Source organism: Tenacibaculum skagerrakense, from assembly GCF_004345825.1.
Taxonomy (GTDB): Bacteria; Bacteroidota; Bacteroidia; order Flavobacteriales; family Flavobacteriaceae; genus Polaribacter; species Polaribacter skagerrakensis.
In genome coordinates this window covers 31,041-56,749 of sequence record NZ_SLXM01000008.1, presented here as the reverse complement: position 1 = coordinate 56,749, position 25,709 = coordinate 31,041, and the positions used below count along the sequence as shown (strand labels likewise).

The following is a 25,709-nucleotide window of genomic DNA, read 5'->3' as shown; positions in this document are numbered from 1 at the left end:
ACAAAAACCCCCAATATTGTGGAATCACTAATCACTATAACTTTGATTGGATTTATCGTCGTCTTCATATATGACGTAGTAGGATCCTTATTGTCTAGATTTTTAGGTTTTGAATATGTCTGGTGGGCTTTTGGTTCTTTTGTAATCTACGGGACATTTGGTGTATACATTCACAATAACATCGGATTTACAGCTGCTTTAACTGCTACCTTTTTATTAGGCGCTTTCGATGCAACTGCAGGTATCGTTGTTGCTGATAAATTAAAAGCAATCATTAGAGAAGAAGACAAAGAAGTAGTTAAAATTAGCTTCTCTTTAATTTTTCAAATGGGAATGATCGCTTTAGCTATGGGATTGATCGCAATACTTTTGTTTTAATAGTCATCTGATTTATTAACACTTATCTTTTTTTATTGGTTTTTTTTAATATATTTATACCACCTCGAAAAAAACCTTATAAAATGAAAAAATGTATTTCACTTATAAACACGTCCGTGTTTAACAGCATTTCCCACTCCTACAAAAACAAAAAAACAATTTTTCATTTGCAACTCAATAAACTATGATACTTTTTGTTTAGAAACATGAAGAGTTTATTGCAATGCTTTCAGGTAAAGTATAACTTCCATTGTAACTTATTTAATTAACCTCTGTAAGTGTATTTATTAACTACACTTACTAAATAAACCAAAACAATCATGAAGAATTTAAAAAACTTAGAAGGTGTAAAGATTTTATCTAAAAATGAATTAAGTAAAATCGAAGGAGCGGCTTTTTACAACAGACCTTACTGTGGTGGCCCAAGACAATGCTGTATTAGAACTCAACAAGGCTTTGAGTTTTGTGATTATGGATACTGCATGGGTAATGGTCAATGCATCTGGGCTTAAACTATAGAATTAATCAACCAAAATAAATCTTTAACATGAAAAATTTAAAAAACCTTAACGGATTTAAAGTGCTTAGTAAAAAAGAGCAAAGTGAAATTAACGGAGCTATTTCAAGACCATATTGTAAAGGAAATAATATGTGCTGTATTCGTATAAATGCAACGTTTGAATTTTGTGACTACGGTTATTGCCAAGGATTTGGTCAATGTATCTGGGCTTAGTTTACAGTTAATAACTTACTGAAAACAATTTTAAAAGCATCAACTTTTTTTGTTGATGCTTTTTTATTTTTACCCAAAATTAAGACGATACATGAAGCAGTATTTAGATTTAGTGAAACACGTTTTAGAAAACGGAAATGAAAAAGGTGATAGAACTGGCACAGGGACAAAAAGTGTTTTTGGATATCAAATGCGTTTTGATTTAAGCGAAGGATTTCCAATGGTAACAACCAAAAAGTTACACTTAAAATCGATAATTTACGAACTACTTTGGTTTATAAAAGGTGATACTAACGTAAAATATCTACAAGAAAATGGCGTACGTATTTGGAACGAGTGGGCAGATGAAAATGGTGATTTAGGCCCTGTTTATGGACATCAATGGAGAAATTGGAATAATGATGAAATCGATCAGCTAAAAGATGTGATTGAAACGTTAAAAAGTAATCCTAATAGTAGAAGAATGTTAGTATCTGCATGGAATCCAAGCGTATTACCAGATACCTCAAAATCGTTTTCTGATAATGTTGCTGAAGGTAAAGCAGCTTTACCTCCATGTCATGCTTTCTTTCAGTTTTACGTAGCTGATGGAAAACTTTCTTGCCAATTATATCAACGAAGTGCTGATATCTTTTTAGGAGTACCGTTCAATATTGCAAGTTATGCTTTATTTACCATGATGGTTGCTCAAGTTTGTGGATATGAACCAGGTGAATTTATCCACACCTTTGGCGATGCTCACATCTATAATAATCATATGGAGCAATTGGAATTACAGTTATCTAGAGATCCTAGACCTTTGCCTACTATGAAAATTAATCCAGCCATTAAAAATATTGAAGACTTTACTTTTGATGATTTTGAATTGTTAAACTACAATCCGCATCCACACATTAAAGGTGTTGTAGCAGTGTAATTTTTTAACGTTCTTTTATCAAATTTAGACTTTCAGATTTTCAAATTCTAACTAATTTAGTAATCAAACAACTATATTATAATATGCTAGCTGAAATTGACACAATTAAAGAAGAGATATACGATATCGTAGCTGAAATAGATGATGAAAACGTATTACAAGCTATTAAAACGATTATCACCAATATTCATTCTAAAACTATAGACCAAGTTACAGACAAAAGAGATTTAACAGGGTATATAAAAGAATGGGTTAAAAATATGTAACCCTCCTCCTACTTATATGATTACAATTATTGCCGCAATCGGTAAAAACTACGAACTAGGAAAAAACAACGATTTAATTTGGCATTTGCCTGCAGATTTAAAACGTTTTAAAAAGGTTACTTCTGGTCATCATATTCTAATGGGTAGAAATACTTTTGAAAGTATTGGCAAACCGCTACCAAATAGAACTACCGTAATTATTACTCGTAACAACACTTATTTTAAAGACGGATGTTTAATTGCCAGTAGTATTGAAGAAGCTATTGAGCTTGCTAAAAATGATGATGAAATTTTTATTATTGGAGGCGCACAAATTTATAAACAAGCCATAGAAAACAACCTAGTTCAAAGATTAGACATTACTATTGTTCATGAGAACTTTGATGCCGATGTGTTTTTTCCAGTAATAGATAAAGCTATATGGAAAGAAGTAGCTAGGGAAGATTTTAAAGCTGACGAAAAAAATAAATACGATTTTAGTTTCGTTACATACGAAAGAAGATAAATAGAGTTTAACCTAAAAAAGATTCCTGCCTTTGCAGAAATGATAATACTAAATGTCTATTCAACTTACATCTGTTACCAAAACATACGGAAATCAAAAAGCGGTTAACAATATTTCTTTTTCTGCTAAGAAAGGAGAAATAGTTGGTTTTCTTGGCCCTAATGGAGCTGGAAAATCTACCACTATGAAAATCCTAACAGGTTATATTCAACCTACTGAAGGTTCTGTTTCTGTTAACGATATTGATGTAATTTCTAATAGTATTGAATCTAGAAAGAGTATTGGATATCTTCCAGAACACAATCCTTTATATCTAGAAATGTATGTTAAAGAATATTTGTTGTTTCATGCCGATATTCATAAGATACAAAAAGAAAGTATTTCAGAAGTCATTAATAAAGTTGGTTTAGACAAAGAAGCACATAAAAAAATCAATCAACTTTCAAAAGGATACCGTCAACGTGTGGGTTTAGCTGCGGCTATTTTACACAATCCGGAGGTTTTAATTTTAGATGAACCAACTACAGGATTAGACCCAAATCAGTTAGTAGAAATCCGTTCTTTAATTAAAGAATTAGGAAAGAATAAAACAGTATTACTTTCTACCCATATTATGCAAGAGGTAGAAGCTATTTGTGATCGTGTAATAATTATTAACAACGGTGAAATTGTTATTGATAAAAAACTTTCAGAGTTAAAAGACAGCAATCAACAGGTTATTAAAGTTGGTTTCGATTATAAAATTGAAGAGCAATTTTTACAACGTTTGGCAAATATCTCAGCAATTAAAAATAACTACGACAATTCTTGGATATTAACCTTCGAAACTGAAGAAGATATGCGTCCGAAACTTTTCGACTTTGCTCAAGAACACGGCTTAAAAATCTTAGAGCTCAACTCGGAAAACAAAAATTTAGAGACGTTGTTCAGAGAGTTGACTTCTACTAAGTAATTCTGTTAGTAGAGAGATTGATTCACTACATTTCATTTCATTCGCAATGACAACAAACTACACTCAATGTCTGTTCAAGTGAAATTGATTGAAACAGAGTGAAAAACAATTTTGTATCGAGAACGAGTTTAGAACTCACAAGCACTTCTCGATACAAAGTTTAATCGCTTATCGCTTTTAAACTTCACTCGAAGTGACATGCTCCTTATAATCGAGAGATTGCTTCTCTTCATTGAATTTCGTTCGCAATGACAACAACAATAACGTCATTACGAGGCTTGTGCCAAATTTAGTTTGGTAACAAAACGAAGTAATCTTTCATTTTGAAGTTGAGATTGCTTCATTTCATTCGCAATGACATAAGCTCCCAACTTCGGACTTTGATCAACGACCTAATTCAACTTATAATTAATATGCTGTTTGTCTAATTCGGCTAAAAACTCGTTGGTGATTTTTATTTTAGTAGTTCTACTAGGCACATCTAACTCTAACTTTTCTTCTACATCATAAATTACAAAACGTAAACCATGCGAACCAGAATTCGTAACAAACAAATGCTGTAGGTTTTTAATAGTATCTTCTTTTACTTCTGCTAATGGCATTTTAATGGTAATTTTTTTACACATTTTCTCCATGATATCGTGCAGTAAACTAAAGTCGGTAAATCCAACTCTCGGATCTCCTTTTACACCCTCTTTATTCGTCCAACCTGGTTTTATAGTCGCTTTGATATACAAGAAAGAATTAGGCACCAAGAAATGTTTGAACTTTAAATACTCTTCACCAAAAATTCTAAACTCAAAACTATCGTTATAATCTTCAATGATAAAAGACGCCCAACCTTTTCCTGCTTTTGAAACTCTATGCTGTACATCAGTTACAATACCACCAAAGGCAAGTCCTAAACCTTCATATTTTTGTAAATCTTTAAAATGACTTACAGAGGCATTACAAAACTTTAATTCATTTTTAAAATCATCTAACGGATGTGCGGAAATATACATCCCAACCATTTCTTTTTCCTTCGCTAACAACTCCATAGTTCCCCATGTGTTGCATTCAGGAATTGTTGGCTCTGGCAAATCTACATCACTAGCTTCACCAAATAATGATACCTGAGAAGAATTTAAATTCTCTTGATATTTATTTCCAAAACGTAACGCTCTTTCTAAAAATGTCTGTCCTTTTTCATCTTGAACATAATATTGTGCTCTGTGTGTATCGGTAAACGAATCGAAACCACCCGCTAACACCAAACCTTCAAACGCTTTTTTATTGGCAACACGTAAATCCACTCGTTTTGCTACATCAAAAATAGAAGAATACGGTCCGTTTTCTTTACGCTCTTCAATAATAGCTCTAACTGCCGCTCCTCCTACTCCTTTGATAGCTGCCATTCCAAAACGAACGGCTCCATCTTTGTTTACAGAAAACTTAGAATACGATTCATTTACATCTGGTCCTAATACTTCTAATCCCATACGTTTACACTCTTCCATAAAGAAGGATACTGATTTAATATCATTCATATTATTAGAAAGTACCGCGGCCATATATTCCGCAGGATAATGTGCTTTTAAATAGGCTGTCTGATATGCAATCCAAGCATAACACGTAGAGTGCGATTTGTTAAAGGCATAGGATGCAAAAGCTTCCCAGTCTTTCCATATTTTCTCTAACGCTTTTTCGTCATGACCATTAGCTTTGGCTTGCTCTACAAACTTTGGCTTCATTTTAGCAAGAACCGCCGCTTGCTTTTTACCCATTGCCTTACGTAATACATCGGCCTCACCTTTGGTAAAATCTGCTAACTTTTGCGACAGCAACATTACTTGCTCCTGATAGACCGTAATACCATAAGTTTCTGCCAAGTATTCTTCCATCGCAGGAAGATCATATTGAATTTCTTCGTCACCGTGCTTTCTTCGAATGAAGGAAGGAATGTATTCTAAAGGTCCTGGACGATACAGTGCGTTCATGGCAATTAAATCGGCAAACACTGTAGGCTTTAATTCTCGCATGTACTTTTGCATCCCAGGAGATTCATATTGGAAAATACCAACGGTTTCTCCTCTTTGGAACAATGCATACGTTTCTTCATCATCAATTGGAAAATTCTCTGGATCGAGCTCTACACCATGACGTGCTTTTACAATCTTGACTGTATCTTTAATAAGGGTTAGTGTTTTTAACCCCAAGAAATCCATTTTTAATAATCCTGCACTTTCTACTACCGAGTTATCGAACTGGGTAACATACATATCAGAATCTTTCGCAACCGAAACAGGAACGAAATTTGTAATATCATCTGGTGTAATAATTACACCACAGGCATGAATTCCAGTATTACGAACAGAACCTTCTAATACTACTGCTTGGTTAATTGTGTTGGCTTCTAAACCATCTCCTAAGGCAATAGATTTTAATTCTTCAACATTTTCTTTTTCTTCTGAACGTAAACCTGCGACTTTTCCTTTACTTTTTTCATCATCGCTAAAAATATTCTTGAGCTTAATGCCTGGAACTAACTTTGCAATTCGGTCTGCTTCAAATAAAGGCAAATCTAGTACTCTGGCAGTATCACGTAGAGAAGATTTAGCCGCCATGGTACCGTAAGTAATAATTTGTGCTACCTGATTAGCTCCATACTTTTTAATTACATAGTCCATTACTCTACCTCTACCTTCATCATCAAAATCGATATCAATATCGGGCATGGATACACGCTCAGGATTTAAGAAACGCTCAAAAAGTAAATCGTATTTAATCGGGTCTATATTGGTAATCCACAAACAGTAGGCAACAACCGAACCTGCGGCAGAACCACGACCTGGCCCAACTGAAACATCCATGTTTCTGGCTTCGCGGATAAAATCTTCTACAATTAAAAAGTATCCAGGATATCCCGTTTTTTCAATTACTTCTAACTCAAAATCTAAACGATCTCGTATACTATCGGTAATTTCTCCATACCGTTTTTTAGCACCTTCATAGGTTAGGTGTCGTAAATAGTTATTCTCTCCTCTCTTTCCACCATCTTCATTATCTTTTTCATCTTGAAATTCCTCTGGAATATCAAAAGCAGGTAATAATACATCTCTGGCTAAAGTAAACGCTTCAACTTTATCAACTATTTCCTGAATATTACTAATTGCTTCCGGTAAGTCAGCAAATAGTTTTTTCATTTCTTCAGAAGACTTAAAATAGTATTCCTCATTAGGTAAACCATAACGATATCCTCTACCCTTACCTATTGGAGTTGCTTGTTTTTCTCCATCTTTAACACATAATAAAATATCATGCGCATTGGCATCTTCTTTTTCTAAATAAAAGGTATTGTTGGTTGCAACAATTTTAATATTATGCTTTTTAGAAAACTCAAGCAACGTTTTATTGACAACATTTTCATCCTCTTGTCCATGACGCATCAACTCGATATACAAGTCATCACCAAATTCTTCTTTCCACCACAACAATGCTTCCTCAGCTTGTTTTTCACCTATATTTAAAATCTTGTTAGGAACTTCTCCATATAAGTTTCCTGTTAATACAATGATGTCTTCTTTATATTGCTTAACAATTTCTTTATCGATTCTTGGAACGTAATAAAATCCATCCACAAAAGCTTTAGAAGACATTTTAGCCAAATTATGATAACCTCTTTTATTTTTCGCTAGTAAAACAACTTGGTAACCATTGTCCTTTTTGGTTTTATCCGTATGATTTTCACAGATAAAAAACTCACAACCTACGATTGGTTTTAATGGATTTTCAGCAGAATTATTATAATTTGCTACAACCGATGTAAAATGAAAGGCTGCCATCATATTTCCAGTATCGGTTAAGGCAACCGCACTCATATTATCTTTCGCCGCTGCATTTACCAATTCTTGTATTTGAATGGTAGATTGTAAAACGGAAAACTGTGAATGGTTATGTAAATGTGCAAATTGTACTTCTGCTAGTTTTGCTAAACCTTCAGAAGTTGATCGTGTAGTAACCTCTTCGGATTCAGCTGCTAAACGCTTTCTAATCTTATCACTCTCTGCCTTCAGGTTTAAATGCTTCAATCCAATAAGTTGGATTGGCATCGGATTTTGTTCTGAATACTTAGCGTAATAATCTTTAGGAACATCCAATTTTTCAATTGGATAGTGTTTTAAACGAAGTAATTCTAAAAAACAACGAGTTGTAGCCTCTACATCGGCTGTCGCATTGTGTGCTTCGTTAAATCCTACTCCAAATAAATGCTCGTGTAATTCTGTTAGCGTTGGTAATTTAAACTTACCTCCTCTACCTCCCGGAATTTGACACATGGCTGCTGTTTCCTCGGTACAAGTATCTAAAACAGGTAAACTTTCTAAATTATTTTCAATACCTAATCGGTAGAATTCACATGCCATAATGTTGACATCAAATCCTACATTTTGACCTACTACAAACTTTGCTTTTGACAAAGCTTCTTTAAACAATTCTAATCCTTCTTGTAAAAGAATACCTTGTTCGTTTGCTAAATCTGTAGAAATTCCATGAACTCTTTCTGCATCAAAAGGAATATTAAAACCATCTGCTTTAATTAAGAAATCATTGTGCTCAATTAAATTTCCCATTTCATCATGCAACTGCCATGCTATTTGAATAGCTCTTGGCCAGTTATCGGTATCGGTAATGGGTGCATTCCAGCTTTTTGGTAAACCCGTAGTTTCTGTATCAAAAATTAAATACATTCAGCAAAAAAGTTCTTGTGATTTTTAAAGGAGTAAAGTTACGATTTATTCGCAACATGATAAATCATTTCATTTTTTACGATTCTTAATATTTTCCCTTATTTTTACTCAACCTAATTTTATATATAATGAAGAATGTAATGTATGTATTCTTAACAATGTTAGTACTAACATCGTGTAAGAAAAATGATTTTGTAAATTTCTCAGGAAAAATCACGAATAAAAATTCTGACTCTGTTGTAATTGCTAACGGTCAAAAAGGATACAAAAAAGTTATTAAGCTAGATGAAAATGGAGCTTTCAAAGATACATTGAAAGTAGATAATGGATTTTTCTCTTTATTCGATGGAAAAAAATATACAACAGTATATTTTAGAAATGGAGACGAAATTGTAATGAATGCTGATGGAAGTGATTTTAATAACACTGTAGTTTTCACTGGTAAAGGTGCCTCGGAAAGTAATTTTATGGTAAAAACTGCTGCTAACCAAATGGAGTTTAACAAAGGTGTTATGGCTATGATTGAATTACCTAAAGCGGAGTTTGACGAAAAATTAAATAGTTATGTATCGAATTTTACAACTCGTTTAGGTGAAAAAACTCTTGATACTGCTTTTGTTTCAATGCAAAAAAACAACATCAAGGCTTTAGAAAACCAAGTTAAAGCAATGCATGATGAAAAAATGTATATTAAAACTGAATTAGCAAAAGGTAAAGTTGCTCCGAAATTTGTGAACTATGAAAAGCCAGATAGAGAAACAGTTTCTTTAGAAGATTTAAAAGGTAAATATGTATACATTGATGTTTGGGCTACTTGGTGTAATCCTTGCTTAGCGGAAATACCTGCTTTGCAAAAATTAGAGGAAAAATATCACGACAAAAACATTCAGTTTGTAAGTATTTCTATTGATAAAAGAGATGATTATTTTACATGGACTGACATGGTTGAAGAGAAAAATTTAGGTGGAATTCAATTGTATGCGAATGAGGATAAAAGCTTTTCTCAGGCTTACAGAATTAGTTCTATTCCACGTTTTATTCTAATTGACCCTGATGGAAACATTGTAAGTCCTGATGCACCAAGACCTTCTGACCCTAAACTAGTTGAATTATTTAATTCATTAGAAATATAAGTTCTAAACTATTTTAAAACACTAAAAACACCTCTTTCCAGGTGTTTTTTTGTTTAAATCAAATTTATAATTACTTTCTCTCCAGTTGTTTTCTGTGCTAAACGATTTATTGCACTTTCTGTTAATTGCAAAACTCTAGGATATCCTCCAGTAACTTGGCAATCTCTCATTAATACAATTAATTCACCTGATGGTGTTAATTGCACTGTTCCTGGAAGCACTCCTGATGATAATATAGAAGGTAATTGATTTTCAATTTTTTCGGTTAGCATATACCCCATTCTACTATTCTTAGGAGATATGGTGAATTGTGTATTTAGAAGTTTTTTTTGTTGTTCATCTGTTAGTAAATCAAACTCTGGTCCTTGATAACATTCTATTACTGAACTAATAAAATATTCTAAGTCAACTTTAAATCGTGAGTAATTATTACTTGAAGTTCTTTTATTCGAATTGAATACCTCAATTATATCTCCTTTTTTAATATTTGATTTTGTTGTGATTCCTTCATAAAAACTTCTACTCCCAAATATCGTTTCAGAATTAATTCCACCTTGAATAGCCAGATATGTTCTTAATCCATAAACTCTTTTTCCTAAAGTAAAAACCGCTCCTCTGTTAACTGCAACTCTTTTATTTAGAGCTATAGTATTTCCGTTTATTTCAGGTGAGAAATTCGCTCCAGTAATACAGATTTCACAAGCTTGTAAAAACTCAAACTTTACATTTCCATAGGTAATTTCTAGCGTAGCCGCATTTTTTTCATTATTTAAAATAGCATTTGCCAATTGATGAGATTGCTTATCCATCGCTCCTGAAGTTGGTATACCAAAATGTGCGTGTCCTACTCTACCCAAATCTTGAATTGACGTTAAAATTCCAGGAGAAATAATCTTAATCATGAATACTCTTTTTAACTATTTCATACTGTTTTAATGAAATATCAATTTCTAACTGTTCGTATGTTTCTCTACTAATAGGTTTAAACTGTACTTTATCTCCTGATTTTACAAAACATGGAACCTTATTTTCTACATTAAAAAAGTTCACAGGAGTTCTTCCAATAATATGCCAACCTCCAGCGCTTTCCTGAGGATAGATTCCCGTTTGTTTTCCCCCTATTGCAACAGAACCTTTTGGCACATTTAAAATCGGAGTTGCTTTTCTATTGATTTCTAAATCGTCATCTAAGCCACCTAAATACAGAAAGCCTGGTAGAAATCCAATGAAGTAAACTGTATAGTCAACAGCAGTATGTTTTTTGATAACTTCTTCAACAGTTAATTTCAACTCTCTTGATAAACTCTCAATATCGAAACCAAACTCGACATCATAACAAACTGGAATTTCCCAACGCACTGCTGAAACTTGATGATTGTTATCGGTTAGTTTGTAGAGTTCTTCTAACTCCTGAACCTCATCATAGAAGTTAAAACTAACTTTATACTTTAGTAACAATGAATTGTAACCTATTATAAAATCTACAAGTTGTTCTTTTTTTTGATGAAATATGATATCCTTGAAGTTATTGATATTTCTTATAATTTCAGGGGCGATTGTATTCTCCCAAGTAATTAAAATAGCACTATCTCCAAAAGGTTTGTATTGAACATCGTTAGTCATACTTTGGAAGCTGCTTTCTTATAAACTGGAGTAATTCAACTGCATTCTCATGATCTCCATGAACACAAAACGTATCTGCTTTTATATGTACTAAATTTCCTTGAATAGAAATTAATTCTTCATTTTCTAGCATTCCCTTTAACTGTTTCCAAGCTGATTCCTTCTCAGTAATGATTGCGTTCGAAAGTGTTCTTGAAACTAATGATAAATCATCATTATAATTTCTATCTATAAAAGCTTCTAATTTAACTTGAACGCCTTTCTCTTTTGCCAAACTTGCAATAACAGAATTATAAGGAGCGTATAAATAAACAGCATACTCTAATCGCATTAATTCATCAACAATAATTTCTGCATAACTTTTCTCTTTAGCAGCAATATTATACAACGCTCCATGTGGCTTCACATGATGAAGTTTTAAATTATTTTTCTCAGTTATGGTTTTTACTAAATCAATTTGATTTCGAATACTAAGTTTTAAATCTGCAATCGGAATATCCATCACTTTTCTTCCAAAATTTTCGCGATCCGGAAACGATGGATGTGCTCCAATTTTAACTTTATACTCTTTGGCTAAGTCAATTACCTCTTCAATAACTTCCTTGCTTCCCGCATGTGCAGCACAAGCAATATTGCAAGAATCTAGATAAGGTATTAAATAGCGTTCGTTATTTAATCCTTCTCCAACATCACAATTAATATCTATTTGTTTAGTAAACATTTAAAACTTTTAGAATACTTTTTAATCCAAGAAAAATTGTAAACACAAGTAAACACAATCCAATAAAGTTTTGCAATTTGGTATTCTTATACTTTCCTAAAACGGACTCTTTATTCATTACCCAAAGTAAAATTCCAGCTATTAATGGCAACAACAATCCATTAGCAACCTGTGCTACTTTTATAATTTGGATAGGTTTGATTCCTAAAGAAGAAAACAAAATTCCAAGGATTAGAATGAAAATCCAAACTCTTCTAAACTTTGAAGATTGTAAACCACCAGTCCAACCCAAACAACCTTTCGCAACGTAAGCCGCAGCCAATGGCGCTGTAATAGCAGAAGTGATTCCCGCAGCAAACAAGCCAATCGCTAAAAAATATTTTGCAAACGCTCCATATAATGGTTCCAATCCTTTAGCCAAGTCTGATACATTAGAAATAGTTTCTGAGTTTATACTTGCCGCTGCTATTATGATTGACATTGAAACTAGTCCTCCCAGTGCAATTGAAACTATAGTATCTTTTCTAACACTAGAAATATCTTCTGGTTTATTCCACTTTTCTTTTACTAATGAAGCATGTAAAAATAAATTATACGGCACAACAGTAGTTCCAATGAGTGCTATTACCGTAAGTATTCCATCTTCTGGAAGTGTTGGAATAAACAAACCTTTAAGAATTGCTGCAAGATTTGGTTTTGTAATTACAGCAGTAATTAAAAACGATAAGCTCATTATAATTACCAATGACACTAAAACTCTTTCTAGAAATTTGTAGTTACCTACGTACAATAATGCAAATGCAATGATACCTACTAACACACTTAAAATATTTACGTGTAAAGGCCCAACCGTAAAATATTGATTCCCAAAAACAGTTTCCAAACCTAAAACGCCTCCACTAATATTTCCAGCTTCATATAATGAATTACCAATTACAATTGCAACAAGGATTAGCACAACAAGAACATTTCTGAATATCGGATTTTTAATTTCCTCTCGAATGACTTCTGATAATCCTTTTTGAGAAATAATTCCTAAACGAGCTGCCATTTCTTGTAAGAAGATTGTAGCAACTATAGAAATAAGCATTGCCCAGAGTAAACCGAATCCGAAATTTACACCCGCCAATGTACAAACGGTAACGGTTCCCGGACCGATAAAAGCTGCTGCAACTAAAGTTCCAGGACCAATGTTTTTAAGACTGAAGTTTATAAGCTTCATAGTTTATGAGATATTTTTTGGTAAATGTAATTGACGTTAGTAACGTTATCTGATGTAAATAGCATCAAAGACACAGAGAATCAAAGACTTTTAATTTTATATTCAACATTGTTTTATTTACTTGAAGAACTTAATGCATAAATAGCAAAACTTCCTAACCAATGTCCTCCTTCGTAACTGTCACCAACTAAATTCGGTAATGAGTATTCTATATGCTGATTAGCAATTCTCTTTAAATGATTTAACTCTGGAGATCCTTCAATAATTTTATTCAATGCCCAAGCTCTTGAAAAATTTACTCCATCTAAATGGACTAATTTTCCATCTGTTCTATCAGAAACTTCTCCCACTGGAAATTGAAAGTTCACATCTTTCAATTGTGGTAGAAATTTATCAAACCAATCATCGAATAACTCTTTAGATAACACTCGTTTCATAATCGCCGCTTCCTGTAAACACGGTGAGAGAAAATCAAACCCACTTGGCTCCCAAGACAAAGGACAGTTCTGATCTTTTAGATAAAATGCTTTTGCTCTCGTTTCGATTAACAACTTTAGTTCAGTATTACTAACAGTGTTTGCATAATCCCAAGCAAAAGTTAATCCGAATGCAGTATTGGTGTGTTCTCCTACTCTAATTGGATATTTTAGTTTTGGTAAAAACTCAAAGTATTTTCCTACAATCAAATCTGTAAGCGGTTGTAAGTTTTTTTCTATGACTCTTGCTGTTTCATCATCCCAAGTATGTAATTCTTCGGCTAATTTTAATAACCATGCCCAACCATACGTTCGTTCGTAACTCTTATTATATTTTCCGTAAAAGTATTTTACTTCTTTTTCTATGTTCTCTTTGGTAATATTTTGAAGCAACTGTGCTTTAATGGTTTCTGCATTATCCAAATTTGGAAACTGTTTTAATAGTGCTACCAAACTCCAATGTCCGTGTACAGAAGAATGCCAATCGAAACAACCATAAAATGCAGGATGCAATTCTTTAGGCGATTTTAAATCCTCTCCACTTCCAATAGTTTGATTTAACTTATTCGGATACTCAACATTGATACAATGAATAGGTAAACTTGCTAATTTATTGGCTTGTTCAAGAGTTAAGGATAAACTTTCGACTTCTATTACTTCTGTTGAAGCAATCGTATTGCTTTTTAATTCTTTTGACTCGGTTTTTTCTGCTTGTCCACAAGAAATAAGAACTATTGAAACTAGGAATATAAAAAAAGATTTCATCTGTTTAAGATTTTTTTGATTATTGAATGTTCAAAAAAATTGAATACATTCAGGAACTCCCATAAATTTTAATCATTAAATATTATATAATTTAAAATGAAGAAAATTTATGCTCGTTTCATCTACATATAAATTGGTTGTTATAAATGTAATGAAATCTAATGGGTTTAAACAAAAAAGCTCGCTATTAGCGAGCTTTTTTGTTTATTTCTTACTTAACATTTCTTCTATTTTGCTAAGTCTATCTTTTAGTTCTTGATTCTCTTTCTCTAATTTTTCAAGTTTTGAATCTTGCTTTTTTAAGGCCTTAATTTCTTTTTGCTGTTGAATTGTATATAAGGTTAACTCTTCTATTTTTTCCAACAATTTTTTGTTCATTTCTCCTAATTCAATTCCATTTTTCTCTACTTCCTCCGCAGAAGGAATATTAGCTAAATGACCATTTTTAGAAATTTGTTGTTCAACTTCTTCTAAAGTTGGTAATTTATAAGTATTAGTAAAAACGTAGTCTGGCCAAGTTGATTGTAATTTAACCGTTACTTCTTCAGAAATCATTTTACCAGCCACAGCTAATTTAAAATTAGAAGGAACTGTAGTTGTACCGATACCTAGTTTTCCATCAGAAGTTAAAAGCATTTTTTGACTCCAACTAGAACGCGCATCGTTTACTTGATAAAATTTAAGATCTCCACCATTTACTTGTATGTGCCAATTTTTATCAGGGACATCAGTTTCATCAAGTAATATAGCTGGATTTGACATTTTAGATCTTAATTCACTTCTAGAAGTAATTACTCCTGCAACATCTAATTTTGAATCTGGAGTAGTTGTTCCAATTCCAACATTTCCTCCTGTTTTAATAACCATCCATTCTTTTGAGAGTCCATCTGTAGGAGTATGTCCTCTGAATACAAAACCTCCATCTGTATTACCATTAGTTGCATTAACATCCTCCATTTGAAAGATAATTCCATCTTTATACTGCCCAAAGTAATCTGGGTCTCCGAAAAGTTTAAACCCTTCTCCTATCTGAGAATATATACTTCCATTTACGTGTAGTCTTCCTTTAGAAGTAGTTGTACCAACACTTAAATTACCATTAGAAAAATAATTGAGTCCATTTCCCTCAATTTTCAACAACTTTGAGGATTTTACATCACTCATATTATCTAGTAAAGTTCTCCAGTTATTATAATCTCCTTGAACACCGTTTTCTGCTGTGTGTAGTGCATATTTACTTATCCTAAAGTACATCTTTTGAGAAACAGCACCGAAGTAGATATTATTCTCCCAATGACTTGCACGTCCATTAATTGCAAGTAAAGTACCATAAGCATTATTATCTGGCGAAGATCCTCCAGGTCTATATGTATTATAATCATCAAATAATTTTATACTCATTGGAGATATTTGAGTTCTTGGCATTTTTGAGAAATCAAAATACTCATTAGGAAAATTATACTCTTTTGCTGTTACCTTTCCTGAGGTAGTGTTATCTCCTGTATTTGTCCATTGAGCATTTATTACTGTTATAGAACATAGTAATACAAATGTTAAAATTGTCTTTTTCATTAATAATAAAGTTTTAAAATGTAATTGTATATAGCTAGATGAAGTTCCCGTTTTTTTACATAGCAAATTTTCCGCAAATATATAAAAATCAATAAAAAAGACCCGCTAAAAGCGAGTCTTTATTTTTAATCTAATAAGCTTTGAATCTTAATATTTGTAGTGTTCAGGTCTATATGAACTTTCAACAATAACTACGAAATATTTATCTTAATCATTAATTAACTTAGCTAATTGGAGACCAGTTTTATTTGCTTTATTTAAAGCGATCTATTTTGGAAACAAGAGACTAAATTATTACTTTCGTGAAAAAATAATTTGCTATTATGGAAACTGAAAAAGGAATTCTTAGGAGAATATCTTTAGCTAAAATTTATTTTATTTTATTTTTCTCTTTATTTTTCAATAGTACTTTTGCTCAAACACCTTTATTCTCGGGAACACCTGTTAGTGATAATGGCTTTTCAAACAATATAGGGAGCGCAAACACTAGTAGAAATGTAGCTATAGATATGAATGGAAATATATTTGTAGTATATGCTACCCTCTCAGAAATTAGATTAAGTAAAAGCACTAATGGAGGTCAGAGTTTTTTACCAAGTATACTAGTAAGTGCGGCAAATAATGCAGAACCTGAGCTGGCTATAAATGATCAAGGAACTGTTTTTGTTGCTTGGATTGATAATGGTCAAATAAATCTCTTTTCTAGTATTGATGGAGGAAATTCCTTTGATACTTCTCAAGTAATTGGAAATACTTTTAGCTCAAGTGTTCATATGTCTACACGTCAGAACAATGTGTATTTGACTGATCAATCTGGAACAACTCTTTATTACAATAGTAACAATGGTATTGGCGCATTCAATACTACTTCTACTGGACGTGTTATGGTATATGCTGATGTGTTAACAGACCAAAATGGCAACGTTTACTTACCTATGGATGATCCTAATTTAGTTTTGTTTGAAAGTGTAAATCAGGGAGCTTCACTAACAAATATTAATTTAAATCCTCCGGGGCTAGTATTTTTTTCTAGTTATGCTCTTAGTGATGGGCCATGTGGAACTTTTATTTTTGTAGGTGGCGGAAATATTAGTCCCTCAGAAACTTTAGGCTATAAAATTGATGTAGAAACAGGAAATACAACAGAAATTACTTTAGGTAATAACACTATAACTTCAGAGGGTAGAACTTTATATGCCGATAATAAAGGAACTTTAATTGATGGTTATAGAGAAGATAACGGAGACTTAATGCTTAATGTTAGTACAGATCAAGGAGCTACTTTTAATACACCTATTTTGGTGGCTAATGGTAGTAGTCATAACATTGCAAGAAGTCCTACTACCGACAATATTGTTGTTGTTTATGAACAAAACGGACAAATCTTCTTAACCGTTTATGATGATTTATTAAAAAACATTGAATTAATAGAACCTAACCCTCAACTAGAATTGTGTGCTGGAGACTCTTTTGATGTATCTTTTACTTTATCAGGAATATTCAATTCCAATACAACTTGGACTGCCGTTTTAAGTGACGAAAACGGAAGTTTTACCAATTCTATTAATCTCGGAACCATTACTACAAATAATGATGGAATCATAAATTGTATTCTTCCTAACACATTAATCAATAGTTCAGAATATCGACTTTTAATAGAATCTTTAGACAATTGCATTCAAAGCAACCCAATACATCTCACAGTAGGAGCTCCATCAATTATAGGCCCTAGAACAGCATGTATGAATCAAAATATTCAATTATCTAGCTTAAGTACTCCAAACGAAACAACTCCTTGGACCTCCTCAAACACGTCTGTCCTTAGTATTGATAATACTGGAAATATTACCACAATTACTCCTGGTACCGCAGAAATAACTTATACTACCAAAAACGGTTGTTCTTCAAATATCACTTTTGAAGTTTTTGAAAATCCAGAAATTAATGAAATAGTTACGCTAAGAAACTGTGATTCAAACGACAATGGTATTGCTCCTTTTAATCTAACAGATGCAAATCAACATATAGTTGATAATTCAAGTAATTTTAATATAAGCTATTTTGAATCTCTTGAAAAAGCCAAAGAAAACCTTGATGAAATTCAAAATTTCACTTCCTATGAAAATGAAATTCCCAATACAGATACTGTATGGGCAAGAGTAGAAAATAATAATGGATGTGCAGCATATACCGAAATAAATCTAATTGTAAGTAGTTCTATTAAATATACTACTGAAATTATCGATAATTCAGATAACAACTCCATCCAAATTATCATAGAAAATTCTGATGAATACAATTTTGAATTTAGTTTGTTAGATTCAGAAAATAATGTTCTAGTATCTTTTCAAGATAATCCTTTATTTGAAAATCTAAATATTGGAATATATACTATATCGATAAGAGATAAATTTGGATGTAATCTTGAAACTCAAGAAGTTTCTTTATTAAGTATTCCTACTTTTTTCACTCCTAACAATGATGGAAAAAATGACGTATGGTCTATAGAAGGGTTAAGCCCTACATTTTATACAAGTGGTAACATTTATATATATAATAGGTTTGGAAATACAATTGCTATCCTACCTCCAGAAAAACCTTTTTGGGATGGAACTTATAATGGAGATATTGCTCCCTCAAACGATTATTGGTTTTTTATAAATCTAGTAGATGTTTTTGGGAAAAACAGAGAAATTAAAGGACATTTTAGTCTATTAAGAAAATAAAAAATCCTGCAACTAAGTTGCAGGATTTTTAGTTATCTAAAAGGTTAAATTTTTAGTATCTATAATGTTCTGGCTTGAATGGCCCATCAACAGTTACACCAATATAATCAGCTTGGTCTTTACGTAATTCTGTTAATTCAACACCAATCTTAGCTAAATGTAATTTTGCTACTTTTTCATCTAAGTGTTTTGGTAACATATATACATCATTCTTATACGCATCAGCATTATTCCATAACTCGATTTGCGCTAACGTTTGGTTTGTAAATGAGTTAGACATTACAAAACTTGGGTGACCAGTTGCACATCCTAAGTTTACTAAACGTCCTTCTGCTAAAACGATGATATCGTTTCCTTTTACATTGTATTTATCAACCTGAGGTTTGATTTCAATTTTAGAAGCTCCATACGTTCCGTTTAACCAAGCCATATCGATTTCATTATCGAAGTGACCAATGTTACAAACGATTGTTTTGTCCTTCATTGCTTCGAAGTGCTCTGCACGAACGATATCTTTGTTACCTGTAGTAGTAATAACAATATCAGCTTTACCTACAACAGTTTCTAATTTCTTTACTTCAAAACCGTCCATTGCAGCTTGTAACGCACATATTGGATCAATTTCAGTTACAGTTACGATAGATCCCGCTCCACGGAAAGAAGCTGCAGTTCCTTTTCCAACATCTCCATATCCACAAACAACAACTCTTTTACCAGCTAACATAACATCTGTAGCACGACGAATTGCATCTACAGCAGATTCTTTACATCCGTATTTGTTATCAAATTTAGATTTAGTAACAGAATCGTTTACGTTGATTGCTGGCATTGGTAACGTACCATTCTTTACTCTTTCGTATAAACGGTGAACCCCTGTTGTAGTTTCTTCAGATAAACCTTTAATTCCTGGCGCTAACTCAGGGTATTTATCTAAAACCATATTTGTTAAATCTCCACCATCATCTAAAATCATGTTTAATGGCTTGCGATCTTCTCCAAAAAATAATGTTTGCTCAATACACCAATCGAATTCCTCTTCATTCATTCCTTTCCAAGCATATACTGGAGTTCCAGCAGCAGCAATTGCAGCAGCAGCTTGATCTTGTGTAGAAAAAATATTACAAGAACTCCAAGTAACTTCTGCTCCTAAAGCTTGTAACGTTTCAATTAAAACCGCAGTTTGAATCGTCATGTGTAAACATCCTGCAATTCTTGCTCCTTTTAAAGGTTGCTCCTCTTTGTATTCTTCACGTAAACTCATTAAACCTGGCATTTCAGCTTCTGCCAATTCTATCTCTTTTCTTCCCCAATCTGCTAAAGAAATATCTTTAACTTTGTAAGGAACATACGCAGCGGTTTTTGTGCTCATATTTTTGTATATTTATTTTATTCTGATTTGAGTTGCAAAATTACAAAATAACTTTCGAAATCATGCCTCTATATAAAACAATCAATATTAACAAGCATTCTAAAGTTTTGATTTGGAAGATTGAAGAGTCTTTTGAAGAACTTTCCCAAGGAATTGAGTTGACTACACAAAGTACTGATCGTGTGTCTCAAATGAAGTCAGAAATACATCAAAGAGGTTTTTTAAGTGTACGTCATTTGTTAAAAGAAGTTGGTTATTCTGATAGTGATTTGTTTTATGATGAGTTTGGTAAACCACATTTAAAAGATGGCACAAACTTATCCATTACACATTCGTTTATTTTTTCAGCATTAATCATTTCAAAAGATACTAAAGTAGGTATAGACATTGAAAAGCGTCGTGATAAAATTGTGAAAATTGCTCATAAATTTACCCCAATTGAAGAATACAAATCGATTGCTAATCATGATGCCTTAGTGAGTAAATTAACCATTGTTTGGGGAGCAAAAGAAAGTTTATATAAGATTTATGGAAAGAAAAAACTGCTTTTCTTAGATCATATTTATATTGAGGATTTCTCTTTTGATACCGATACTACCTCTGGAAAAATATTGTACGAAGGAACAACTACCGAATATAATGTTCACTTTGAAGAAATAGAGGATTTTACGTGTGTGTATGCTCTCTAAATCGAGAAGAGAGAAGAGAGAAGAGAGAAGAGAGAAAACAAAAGATAAAGGTTTTTGGTATGAGTTTTGATTTGTTGTCCTTCAAAACTTAAAAACTAAATTACTATGAAATTACAATACTTATTATTAGTTAGTATAACAATTTTATTCTTCAACTGTAAAACAGACAAATTAGAACCATTTGTTTCAGAAAACCATTTAGAAAGTTTTCAAACTGAAAAGCCACAGTTTTTTGATTTAGATACTTTAGAGTATAAAACAATTATTGGAAAACACGGTACAAAAATTATTTACTATAGAGAACTTTTTGATACTATTTACAAAGACCCTATTCAATTAGAATTAATTGAATTATACGATTTTAAAGAAATTCTTTATCGAAATATACCTACAATAACAACGAAAGATGAATTATTAGAAACATCGGGAGTCTTAAAAATTAAATTTACTTCTAACGGAAAAGAACTTGAAATTCGAGAAGGCCAAAAACTATTGGTTTACCCTCCTTCTGGTAAACTTAAAAACAATGATATTTTCTTATCGGATAAAGATTCTATAACAAATATCAAATGGAATATAACTAATCAAAATTTTGCATATTTTGAATTATACTTAAGCGGCGGAATTAGTACAAGAATTATAATTCCTTCAGACTCCCTTGAAACTTTTACTAACCGAGAAAAAAAGTGGAGAGAGAAAATAGCGAGAAATGAAAAAATACGATATGAATTAATTAGTGAAAGTAATTCATTTATTCTAACAAATATAAAAGACAGATGGATTAACATTGATAAATTAGTTAACCCCGAGAAACAAATTTCATTTAGAATTAAGGAAAATATAAACTTTTCAGGTTTTAATATTTATATCATTTACAAAAATCTAAATTCATTTATTAGCTATTCAGTTACGAATGATCTTTTATTCTTTCCAGAAGTCCCAATAGTTGGAAAAGTTAAACTAATCGCCATTGGTGAAAATTTAGAAGGAACATTCTATGATGAAATAAGTTTAAATTCTATTGCAAATAATTCAGAGGTTATTTTGAACATGAAAAAAACCTCAAAAGGAAACCTGAAAAAACTATTTGAATAATAGTCTTTATTTTTGTCGGAAATACTAATCAATGAAAATATCAGTAGAGTTAACGCTTACTCCGCTTCAAGATAATTTTGAAGACTATTTATTTTTTTTAAAAAAACTATAAAACCGCTATATAACCATCGGAAGTTGTTATATTACAGTTACTCCACAATAAATTTTTCGATACACTAAACTAATAAAAAACTTACATAACTTTTTCATATATACCGTAAAGTAGTGAGGTGAAATCTTAATTAATTTTAAAAAACTTAAATTTATAATCTAGTTTCAAAAGCACATATCTCGGCAATAAATTATAATTAAGAGTAGAGAAAAAATTATCTGTTATAGTAATTTCTTCATAGCTCTTATTGTTGAAAATATTTTTCCCTACTAGACCTAAATTAATTTTATCTTTAAATAGACTATATTTTATATCAAAATCTAAAAAGAAAGTATTACTGTTAGAAATGTTACTACTTAAGTAATAATGTAAAGAATTGATGCCTACATCAATCCTTTTAATAGGACTAAAATAAATATTAAAAAAACTATTATATGTCTTATATGAATTCCTAATAAACGTTTTAACATCAGTATTTGTAATACTTGTACCAATATGATAATTGAATACATTGCTTTTAAAAGCAGAACGTAACTCTATATTGTATTTATAACTTTCAGTATTTATGTCTCTTACTAATGAATTATTTAAAATATTTTGATAGTTACTTTCAGAATACTCTACCCCTAAACGTAAGTTACTGGAAATTAACCGAAAATAATACTCTATATGATTGTAAAAATCTATATTCACCCTATCTTTAAACAAAACTTTATTTGTTTGATAATAATTTTGATTTATAATTGTATTTGTAGAAAAGTAATCATGCTGTTTTACGATTGATAAATTAGACAAAGTTGTAAACTTATCATAAGGATTTCCAAACTCATATGTTAAAGAAGCTCTGGAAGCATTAAGTAAATTAAAAGAACCAGTGCCATTAGAAAAATTTCGAAAACTTGTATTAATAGAATTCGAATAAATATCTGCAATTTCCGTTTTTTGAGTACTGAAAAGAAAAGAAAAATTTAAGATGTTTCTTTTATTTATATTCCAATTAAAATCAATCTTGGGATTGACAAAAATAAAATTATTTACATTTTCCTCTTCATTTATTAATCTAAACAAACTGTTTAATAGATATATATTGATATTTGTATCAACCTCAAATGTATCATATTTTAAAGTGTAACTATTTTCTAGGTAAAGTTCGTTTAAAACTAAATTCAAATTATTATTAAATCCTTCTGGCTTTATTGATAAATTATTTTTTAAAAGCTCTAGTTCAGTTTGAAGTTTATCTATTTTATATTTATTTCCAAGATTAAATTTGAAATAATGGTTGTTTGATTTTCTAACAAGAAAATTAGCGTTAAAATGATACAGAACAGTTTCGATATTACTAAATTGCTTAAGACTATCTATGCCCTGAGTATTTGAAAAAATATTATCATATATCTGCCTATTAATATTATAAACCTGAGATACTTTTTCTGTGTGATAATTTAACTTTAGAACTAATGCTGTTTTTTTATTAATTTTATTTGTGTATTGAACATCTAAATCAAAAAGTTTATCTTCATTGTTCAAATCCTCATCTATATTATTTGAGTCATTAAATAATATAGATGAAGCATTTTCTAAAAAACCTTTTTTAAATGCACTTCTAATTGTTACATTTTCTTTGAAAGGACTAAGTTTACTTGTAAATTCTAGTTTTCCTAAAAAACTTCTTTTATTACTAACAATCTTACTATCCTCTCTATTAGAAAAATTAATTAATTCAGTATTTACTTCATTAAGTATATTTTTTGAGAAAAAATTTTCATCAGTATTAACAAATAATACTGTTTTTAGTTTTGTTTCTTCAGAAAAATTGAAAATTGAACTGCTAGAAATAAGTTCAGAATCATTAAAATTTGTTCTTTCACCAGAAAAAAAAGTTATAGGTTTTTTTATCTCAAGTAATCGTTTTTGGTTATCTTCATCATCAAGATAACCTTCAAACTCTGTAGAACTCATAAGTTCCGCTACATCTCCAATAGTTTCAAAACCAGTGTTATTAAAATTTGCTAAAAGATAATGTTTATTTTTTTTTGCAAAATTCATAAGATTGCCTGTAAGATTGTAAAAACTATTTTCGCTAGCAACGCTGGTATTACTTTCTATATTACCAAACCATAATCTTTTATACTCATCATTAAGTTTAAGATTTAACGCTACTTTATTAGTTTTTTCTATATCTTTTAGTAAAGTATTATTTGTATAATTTTTTAAGACTTCTATTTTTTCAATAGGTTTTACAGGCATAGTCTTTGTTAATAGCTTATATCCTTTATCAAACAAATCTTCATAATCAATCAAGACTTTTTCAATTTCTTGTTTACCGTACTTTATTTTCCCATCTTTATCTACAAAAACGCCAGGTATTTTTCGTAGTAAATCCTCTACATTTTCTTCGTTACCTTGTATAAATTTACTAGCAGTATATATAATTGTGTCTTTTTTAATTTTTATAGGACTAGAGTCCACTATAACTTCATTGAGTTGAAGACTCTCTGAAGTTAAAATAAAATTATGTATATTTATTTGATTCTGCTTTATCTCATCTAAAAGAAGAATATTTTTTTTATAACCTAAAGCAATTACTTCTAAAAAAAAATCATTTTCAGAGCTTGAGTATTCAATCTTATAATTACCATTTTTATCTATTGCTTTATATGCCTTTATAATATTTGTGTCAATCTCTTTTAGTAAGATTACACCATGCCCTACTATATTTGTCTCAATGTCTTTAACATTTCCTTTGATAATAGTTTGGGATGAATTTGTTAAGTAAAAAAAAACAAAAAAAATAATACTAATTTTATATTTAATTGAACTCAAGTTGGGTAAAAAAAACAATTTATAATAAAATTTAATTTTCAATATAATATTAAATGAAAGTTCTGCTTATTGGTATCATTATATTATATTATATTTTATTGTTTTAGAAAAATTTCTAACATACTTCCATCATAAAGTCTCTCACACCCGTCTGGTATCACAATAGTACTTCCTTTAGGTAATCTACTAGCTTCTTTTTTTAAGACATCTATATGTAAACTATCAGCTAGTCTCAAAAATTTACTTATTGGAATAGCTTTAGATTTAGTTTTTTTTAGGTCGAAATCTATAGTGCACTTTTTTGCTTTTTGTGTTTTAACATTAATAGCTTTCATATACCAAGTTTTATCAACATCATAGATCTCCAAAATCAAACCTGGTAGACCTTTAAATTTTTTTGGTCCAAATGAAGTAGGTATTTCTGTTGTAAACCATGCTATAAAAGTTCTTCCTCTAAATTCTATAGATGCATTTTGACAGTTAAAATTACCTATTTTCCTTTGCTCTCCAAGTAATGTCCAATTCCACTCAAAATCATCTTCTTTTACTATCATAGTTTCTTTCCAAGTAATATTGGAAAAATAAGTTTCTTTTTCATCACTATAAACAAAACTTGTTTCTTCATTCTCAGATGAAATAAGCTCTTCATTAACCCCAACTGAATTAGGATCATACTCCCCACTTAAGAATGGTTTAGCCTTTTTCCAATGTAGGAATTTTGTATATGCTACCTTATCATTAAACTTTGTAATAGATATTGTTTGAAAAAATAAACTAATCTTCGACTCTTCTTTATACATAACTTCTCCACATATTTTTTGAGAAAAAGAGGAAACAAAAAATAATAAACAAACTAATACTAATAAAGTGTTTTTTTTCATAATATTTCAAGAGGTTATATTT

Annotated in this window: 20 protein-coding genes; 10 read left to right on the top strand and 10 right to left on the bottom strand. The window is 31.0% G+C overall.

The features are described 5' to 3' along the window. Positions 1–18: 18 nt before the first annotated feature. The 6 genes from EV195_RS12965 (at position 19) to gldA (ending at position 3,750) form a co-directional block, all read left to right on the top strand. Complete coding sequence (locus EV195_RS12965) at positions 19–378, top strand: hypothetical protein (RefSeq protein WP_132795392.1); 360 nt, start codon at positions 19–21, stop codon at positions 376–378. A 320-nt stretch (positions 379–698) separates the two neighbouring features. Then, entirely contained in the window at positions 699–890 is a 192-nt protein-coding gene (locus EV195_RS12960) for a hypothetical protein (RefSeq protein WP_132795391.1), read from the top strand. Positions 891–1,202: 312 nt separating this feature from the next. Further along, positions 1,203–2,027: a thymidylate synthase gene (locus EV195_RS12955; RefSeq protein ID WP_132795390.1), complete on the top strand. Its 825-nt coding sequence runs from the start codon at positions 1,203–1,205 to the stop codon at positions 2,025–2,027. Positions 2,028–2,110: 83 nt separating this feature from the next. Beyond that, entirely contained in the window at positions 2,111–2,293 is a 183-nt protein-coding gene (locus EV195_RS12950; protein WP_132795389.1) for a hypothetical protein, read from the top strand. A 16-nt stretch (positions 2,294–2,309) separates the two neighbouring features. Beyond that, positions 2,310–2,798: a dihydrofolate reductase gene (locus EV195_RS12945; RefSeq protein WP_132795388.1), complete on the top strand. Its 489-nt coding sequence runs from the start codon at positions 2,310–2,312 to the stop codon at positions 2,796–2,798. 52 nt (positions 2,799–2,850) lie between these two features. Then, positions 2,851–3,750 carry a gliding motility-associated ABC transporter ATP-binding subunit GldA gene (gene gldA / locus EV195_RS12940; protein WP_132795387.1) on the top strand — a complete coding sequence of 300 codons (900 nt, stop codon included), beginning with the start codon at positions 2,851–2,853 and terminating at the stop codon, positions 3,748–3,750. A 392-nt stretch (positions 3,751–4,142) separates the two neighbouring features. Here gldA and dnaE read toward each other — a convergent pair whose 3' ends face one another. Beyond that, the gene (dnaE, locus tag EV195_RS12935; RefSeq protein WP_132795386.1) at positions 4,143–8,477 is read right to left on the bottom strand and encodes a DNA polymerase III subunit alpha; all 4,335 of its coding nucleotides are present in this window, start codon (positions 8,475–8,477) and stop codon (positions 4,143–4,145) included. A 128-nt stretch (positions 8,478–8,605) separates the two neighbouring features. On the opposite strand from dnaE, the gene EV195_RS12930 reads away from it, so the two are divergent. Then, positions 8,606–9,610 (top strand): TlpA family protein disulfide reductase, encoded by a 1,005-nt coding sequence (locus EV195_RS12930; RefSeq protein ID WP_132795385.1) that lies wholly within the window; start codon positions 8,606–8,608, stop codon positions 9,608–9,610. A gap of 53 nt (positions 9,611–9,663) precedes the next feature. Here EV195_RS12930 and EV195_RS12925 read toward each other — a convergent pair whose 3' ends face one another. The 6 genes from EV195_RS12925 to EV195_RS12900 all read right to left on the bottom strand — a co-directional run bounded on the left by EV195_RS12925 (position 9,664) and on the right by EV195_RS12900 (position 15,989). Continuing rightward, positions 9,664–10,512 (bottom strand): 5-oxoprolinase subunit C family protein, encoded by an 849-nt coding sequence (locus EV195_RS12925; protein WP_132795384.1) that lies wholly within the window; start codon positions 10,510–10,512, stop codon positions 9,664–9,666. Then, positions 10,505–11,233 carry a 5-oxoprolinase subunit PxpB gene (gene pxpB, locus EV195_RS12920; RefSeq protein WP_132795383.1) on the bottom strand — a complete coding sequence of 243 codons (729 nt, stop codon included), beginning with the start codon at positions 11,231–11,233 and terminating at the stop codon, positions 10,505–10,507. Before pxpB ends, EV195_RS12925 begins: the two co-directional genes overlap by 8 nt. Beyond that, positions 11,226–11,954, bottom strand: a complete 729-nt coding sequence (pxpA, locus tag EV195_RS12915) for a 5-oxoprolinase subunit PxpA (protein ID WP_132795382.1) — start codon at positions 11,952–11,954, stop codon at positions 11,226–11,228. Before pxpA ends, pxpB begins: the two co-directional genes overlap by 8 nt. Further along, on the bottom strand, positions 11,944–13,176 hold the full coding sequence (locus EV195_RS12910) for an Nramp family divalent metal transporter (protein WP_132795381.1): 1,233 nt from the start codon (positions 13,174–13,176) through the stop codon (positions 11,944–11,946). The genes pxpA and EV195_RS12910 overlap by 11 nt, the downstream gene beginning before the upstream one ends. A gap of 113 nt (positions 13,177–13,289) precedes the next feature. Beyond that, positions 13,290–14,417 carry a DUF2891 domain-containing protein gene (locus tag EV195_RS12905; protein ID WP_132795380.1) on the bottom strand — a complete coding sequence of 376 codons (1,128 nt, stop codon included), beginning with the start codon at positions 14,415–14,417 and terminating at the stop codon, positions 13,290–13,292. 204 nt (positions 14,418–14,621) lie between these two features. Next, positions 14,622–15,989: a hypothetical protein gene (locus EV195_RS12900; protein ID WP_132795379.1), complete on the bottom strand. Its 1,368-nt coding sequence runs from the start codon at positions 15,987–15,989 to the stop codon at positions 14,622–14,624. Positions 15,990–16,312: 323 nt separating this feature from the next. On the opposite strand from EV195_RS12900, the gene EV195_RS12895 reads away from it, so the two are divergent. After that, a complete protein-coding gene (locus EV195_RS12895; protein WP_132795378.1) occupies positions 16,313–18,715 on the top strand; it encodes a T9SS type B sorting domain-containing protein in 2,403 nt (800 codons plus the stop codon). Between the two features lie 52 nt (positions 18,716–18,767). Here EV195_RS12895 and ahcY read toward each other — a convergent pair whose 3' ends face one another. Further along, positions 18,768–20,084: an adenosylhomocysteinase gene (gene ahcY / locus EV195_RS12890; RefSeq protein WP_132795377.1), complete on the bottom strand. Its 1,317-nt coding sequence runs from the start codon at positions 20,082–20,084 to the stop codon at positions 18,768–18,770. 62 nt (positions 20,085–20,146) lie between these two features. Here ahcY and EV195_RS12885 point away from each other — a divergent pair, with 62 nt between their 5' ends. Beyond that, positions 20,147–20,773, top strand: a complete 627-nt coding sequence (locus EV195_RS12885) for a 4'-phosphopantetheinyl transferase family protein (protein WP_132795376.1) — start codon at positions 20,147–20,149, stop codon at positions 20,771–20,773. Positions 20,774–20,878: 105 nt separating this feature from the next. After that, positions 20,879–21,868 (top strand): hypothetical protein, encoded by a 990-nt coding sequence (locus EV195_RS12880; RefSeq protein ID WP_132795375.1) that lies wholly within the window; start codon positions 20,879–20,881, stop codon positions 21,866–21,868. A gap of 238 nt (positions 21,869–22,106) precedes the next feature. On the opposite strand, the gene EV195_RS12875 is transcribed toward EV195_RS12880, so the two are convergent. Both EV195_RS12875 and EV195_RS12870 read right to left on the bottom strand, forming a co-directional pair. Then, positions 22,107–24,806 carry a porin family protein gene (locus tag EV195_RS12875; RefSeq protein ID WP_132795374.1) on the bottom strand — a complete coding sequence of 900 codons (2,700 nt, stop codon included), beginning with the start codon at positions 24,804–24,806 and terminating at the stop codon, positions 22,107–22,109. 95 nt (positions 24,807–24,901) lie between these two features. After that, positions 24,902–25,687: a GLPGLI family protein gene (locus EV195_RS12870; protein WP_132795373.1), complete on the bottom strand. Its 786-nt coding sequence runs from the start codon at positions 25,685–25,687 to the stop codon at positions 24,902–24,904. Positions 25,688–25,709: the final 22 nt, after the last annotated feature.

Coding starts and splice junctions, on each gene's coding strand:
- EV195_RS12950 (WP_132795389.1), top strand. CDS start 2,111: ATGCTAGCTGAAATTGACACAATTAAAGAAGAGATATACGATATCGTA.
- EV195_RS12960 (WP_132795391.1), top strand. CDS start 699: ATGAAGAATTTAAAAAACTTAGAAGGTGTAAAGATTTTATCTAAAAAT.
- dnaE (WP_132795386.1), bottom strand. CDS start 8,477: ATGTATTTAATTTTTGATACAGAAACTACGGGTTTACCAAAAAGCTGG.
- EV195_RS12880 (WP_132795375.1), top strand. CDS start 20,879: ATGAAATTACAATACTTATTATTAGTTAGTATAACAATTTTATTCTTC.
- EV195_RS12910 (WP_132795381.1), bottom strand. CDS start 13,176: ATGAAGCTTATAAACTTCAGTCTTAAAAACATTGGTCCTGGAACTTTA.
- EV195_RS12930 (WP_132795385.1), top strand. CDS start 8,606: ATGAAGAATGTAATGTATGTATTCTTAACAATGTTAGTACTAACATCG.
- EV195_RS12945 (WP_132795388.1), top strand. CDS start 2,310: ATGATTACAATTATTGCCGCAATCGGTAAAAACTACGAACTAGGAAAA.
- EV195_RS12900 (WP_132795379.1), bottom strand. CDS start 15,989: ATGAAAAAGACAATTTTAACATTTGTATTACTATGTTCTATAACAGTA.
- gldA (WP_132795387.1), top strand. CDS start 2,851: ATGTCTATTCAACTTACATCTGTTACCAAAACATACGGAAATCAAAAA.
- EV195_RS12925 (WP_132795384.1), bottom strand. CDS start 10,512: ATGATTAAGATTATTTCTCCTGGAATTTTAACGTCAATTCAAGATTTG.
- ahcY (WP_132795377.1), bottom strand. CDS start 20,084: ATGAGCACAAAAACCGCTGCGTATGTTCCTTACAAAGTTAAAGATATT.
- EV195_RS12905 (WP_132795380.1), bottom strand. CDS start 14,417: ATGAAATCTTTTTTTATATTCCTAGTTTCAATAGTTCTTATTTCTTGT.
- EV195_RS12870 (WP_132795373.1), bottom strand. CDS start 25,687: ATGAAAAAAAACACTTTATTAGTATTAGTTTGTTTATTATTTTTTGTT.
- pxpB (WP_132795383.1), bottom strand. CDS start 11,233: ATGACTAACGATGTTCAATACAAACCTTTTGGAGATAGTGCTATTTTA.
- EV195_RS12895 (WP_132795378.1), top strand. CDS start 16,313: ATGGAAACTGAAAAAGGAATTCTTAGGAGAATATCTTTAGCTAAAATT.
- pxpA (WP_132795382.1), bottom strand. CDS start 11,954: ATGTTTACTAAACAAATAGATATTAATTGTGATGTTGGAGAAGGATTA.
- EV195_RS12885 (WP_132795376.1), top strand. CDS start 20,147: ATGCCTCTATATAAAACAATCAATATTAACAAGCATTCTAAAGTTTTG.
- EV195_RS12955 (WP_132795390.1), top strand. CDS start 1,203: ATGAAGCAGTATTTAGATTTAGTGAAACACGTTTTAGAAAACGGAAAT.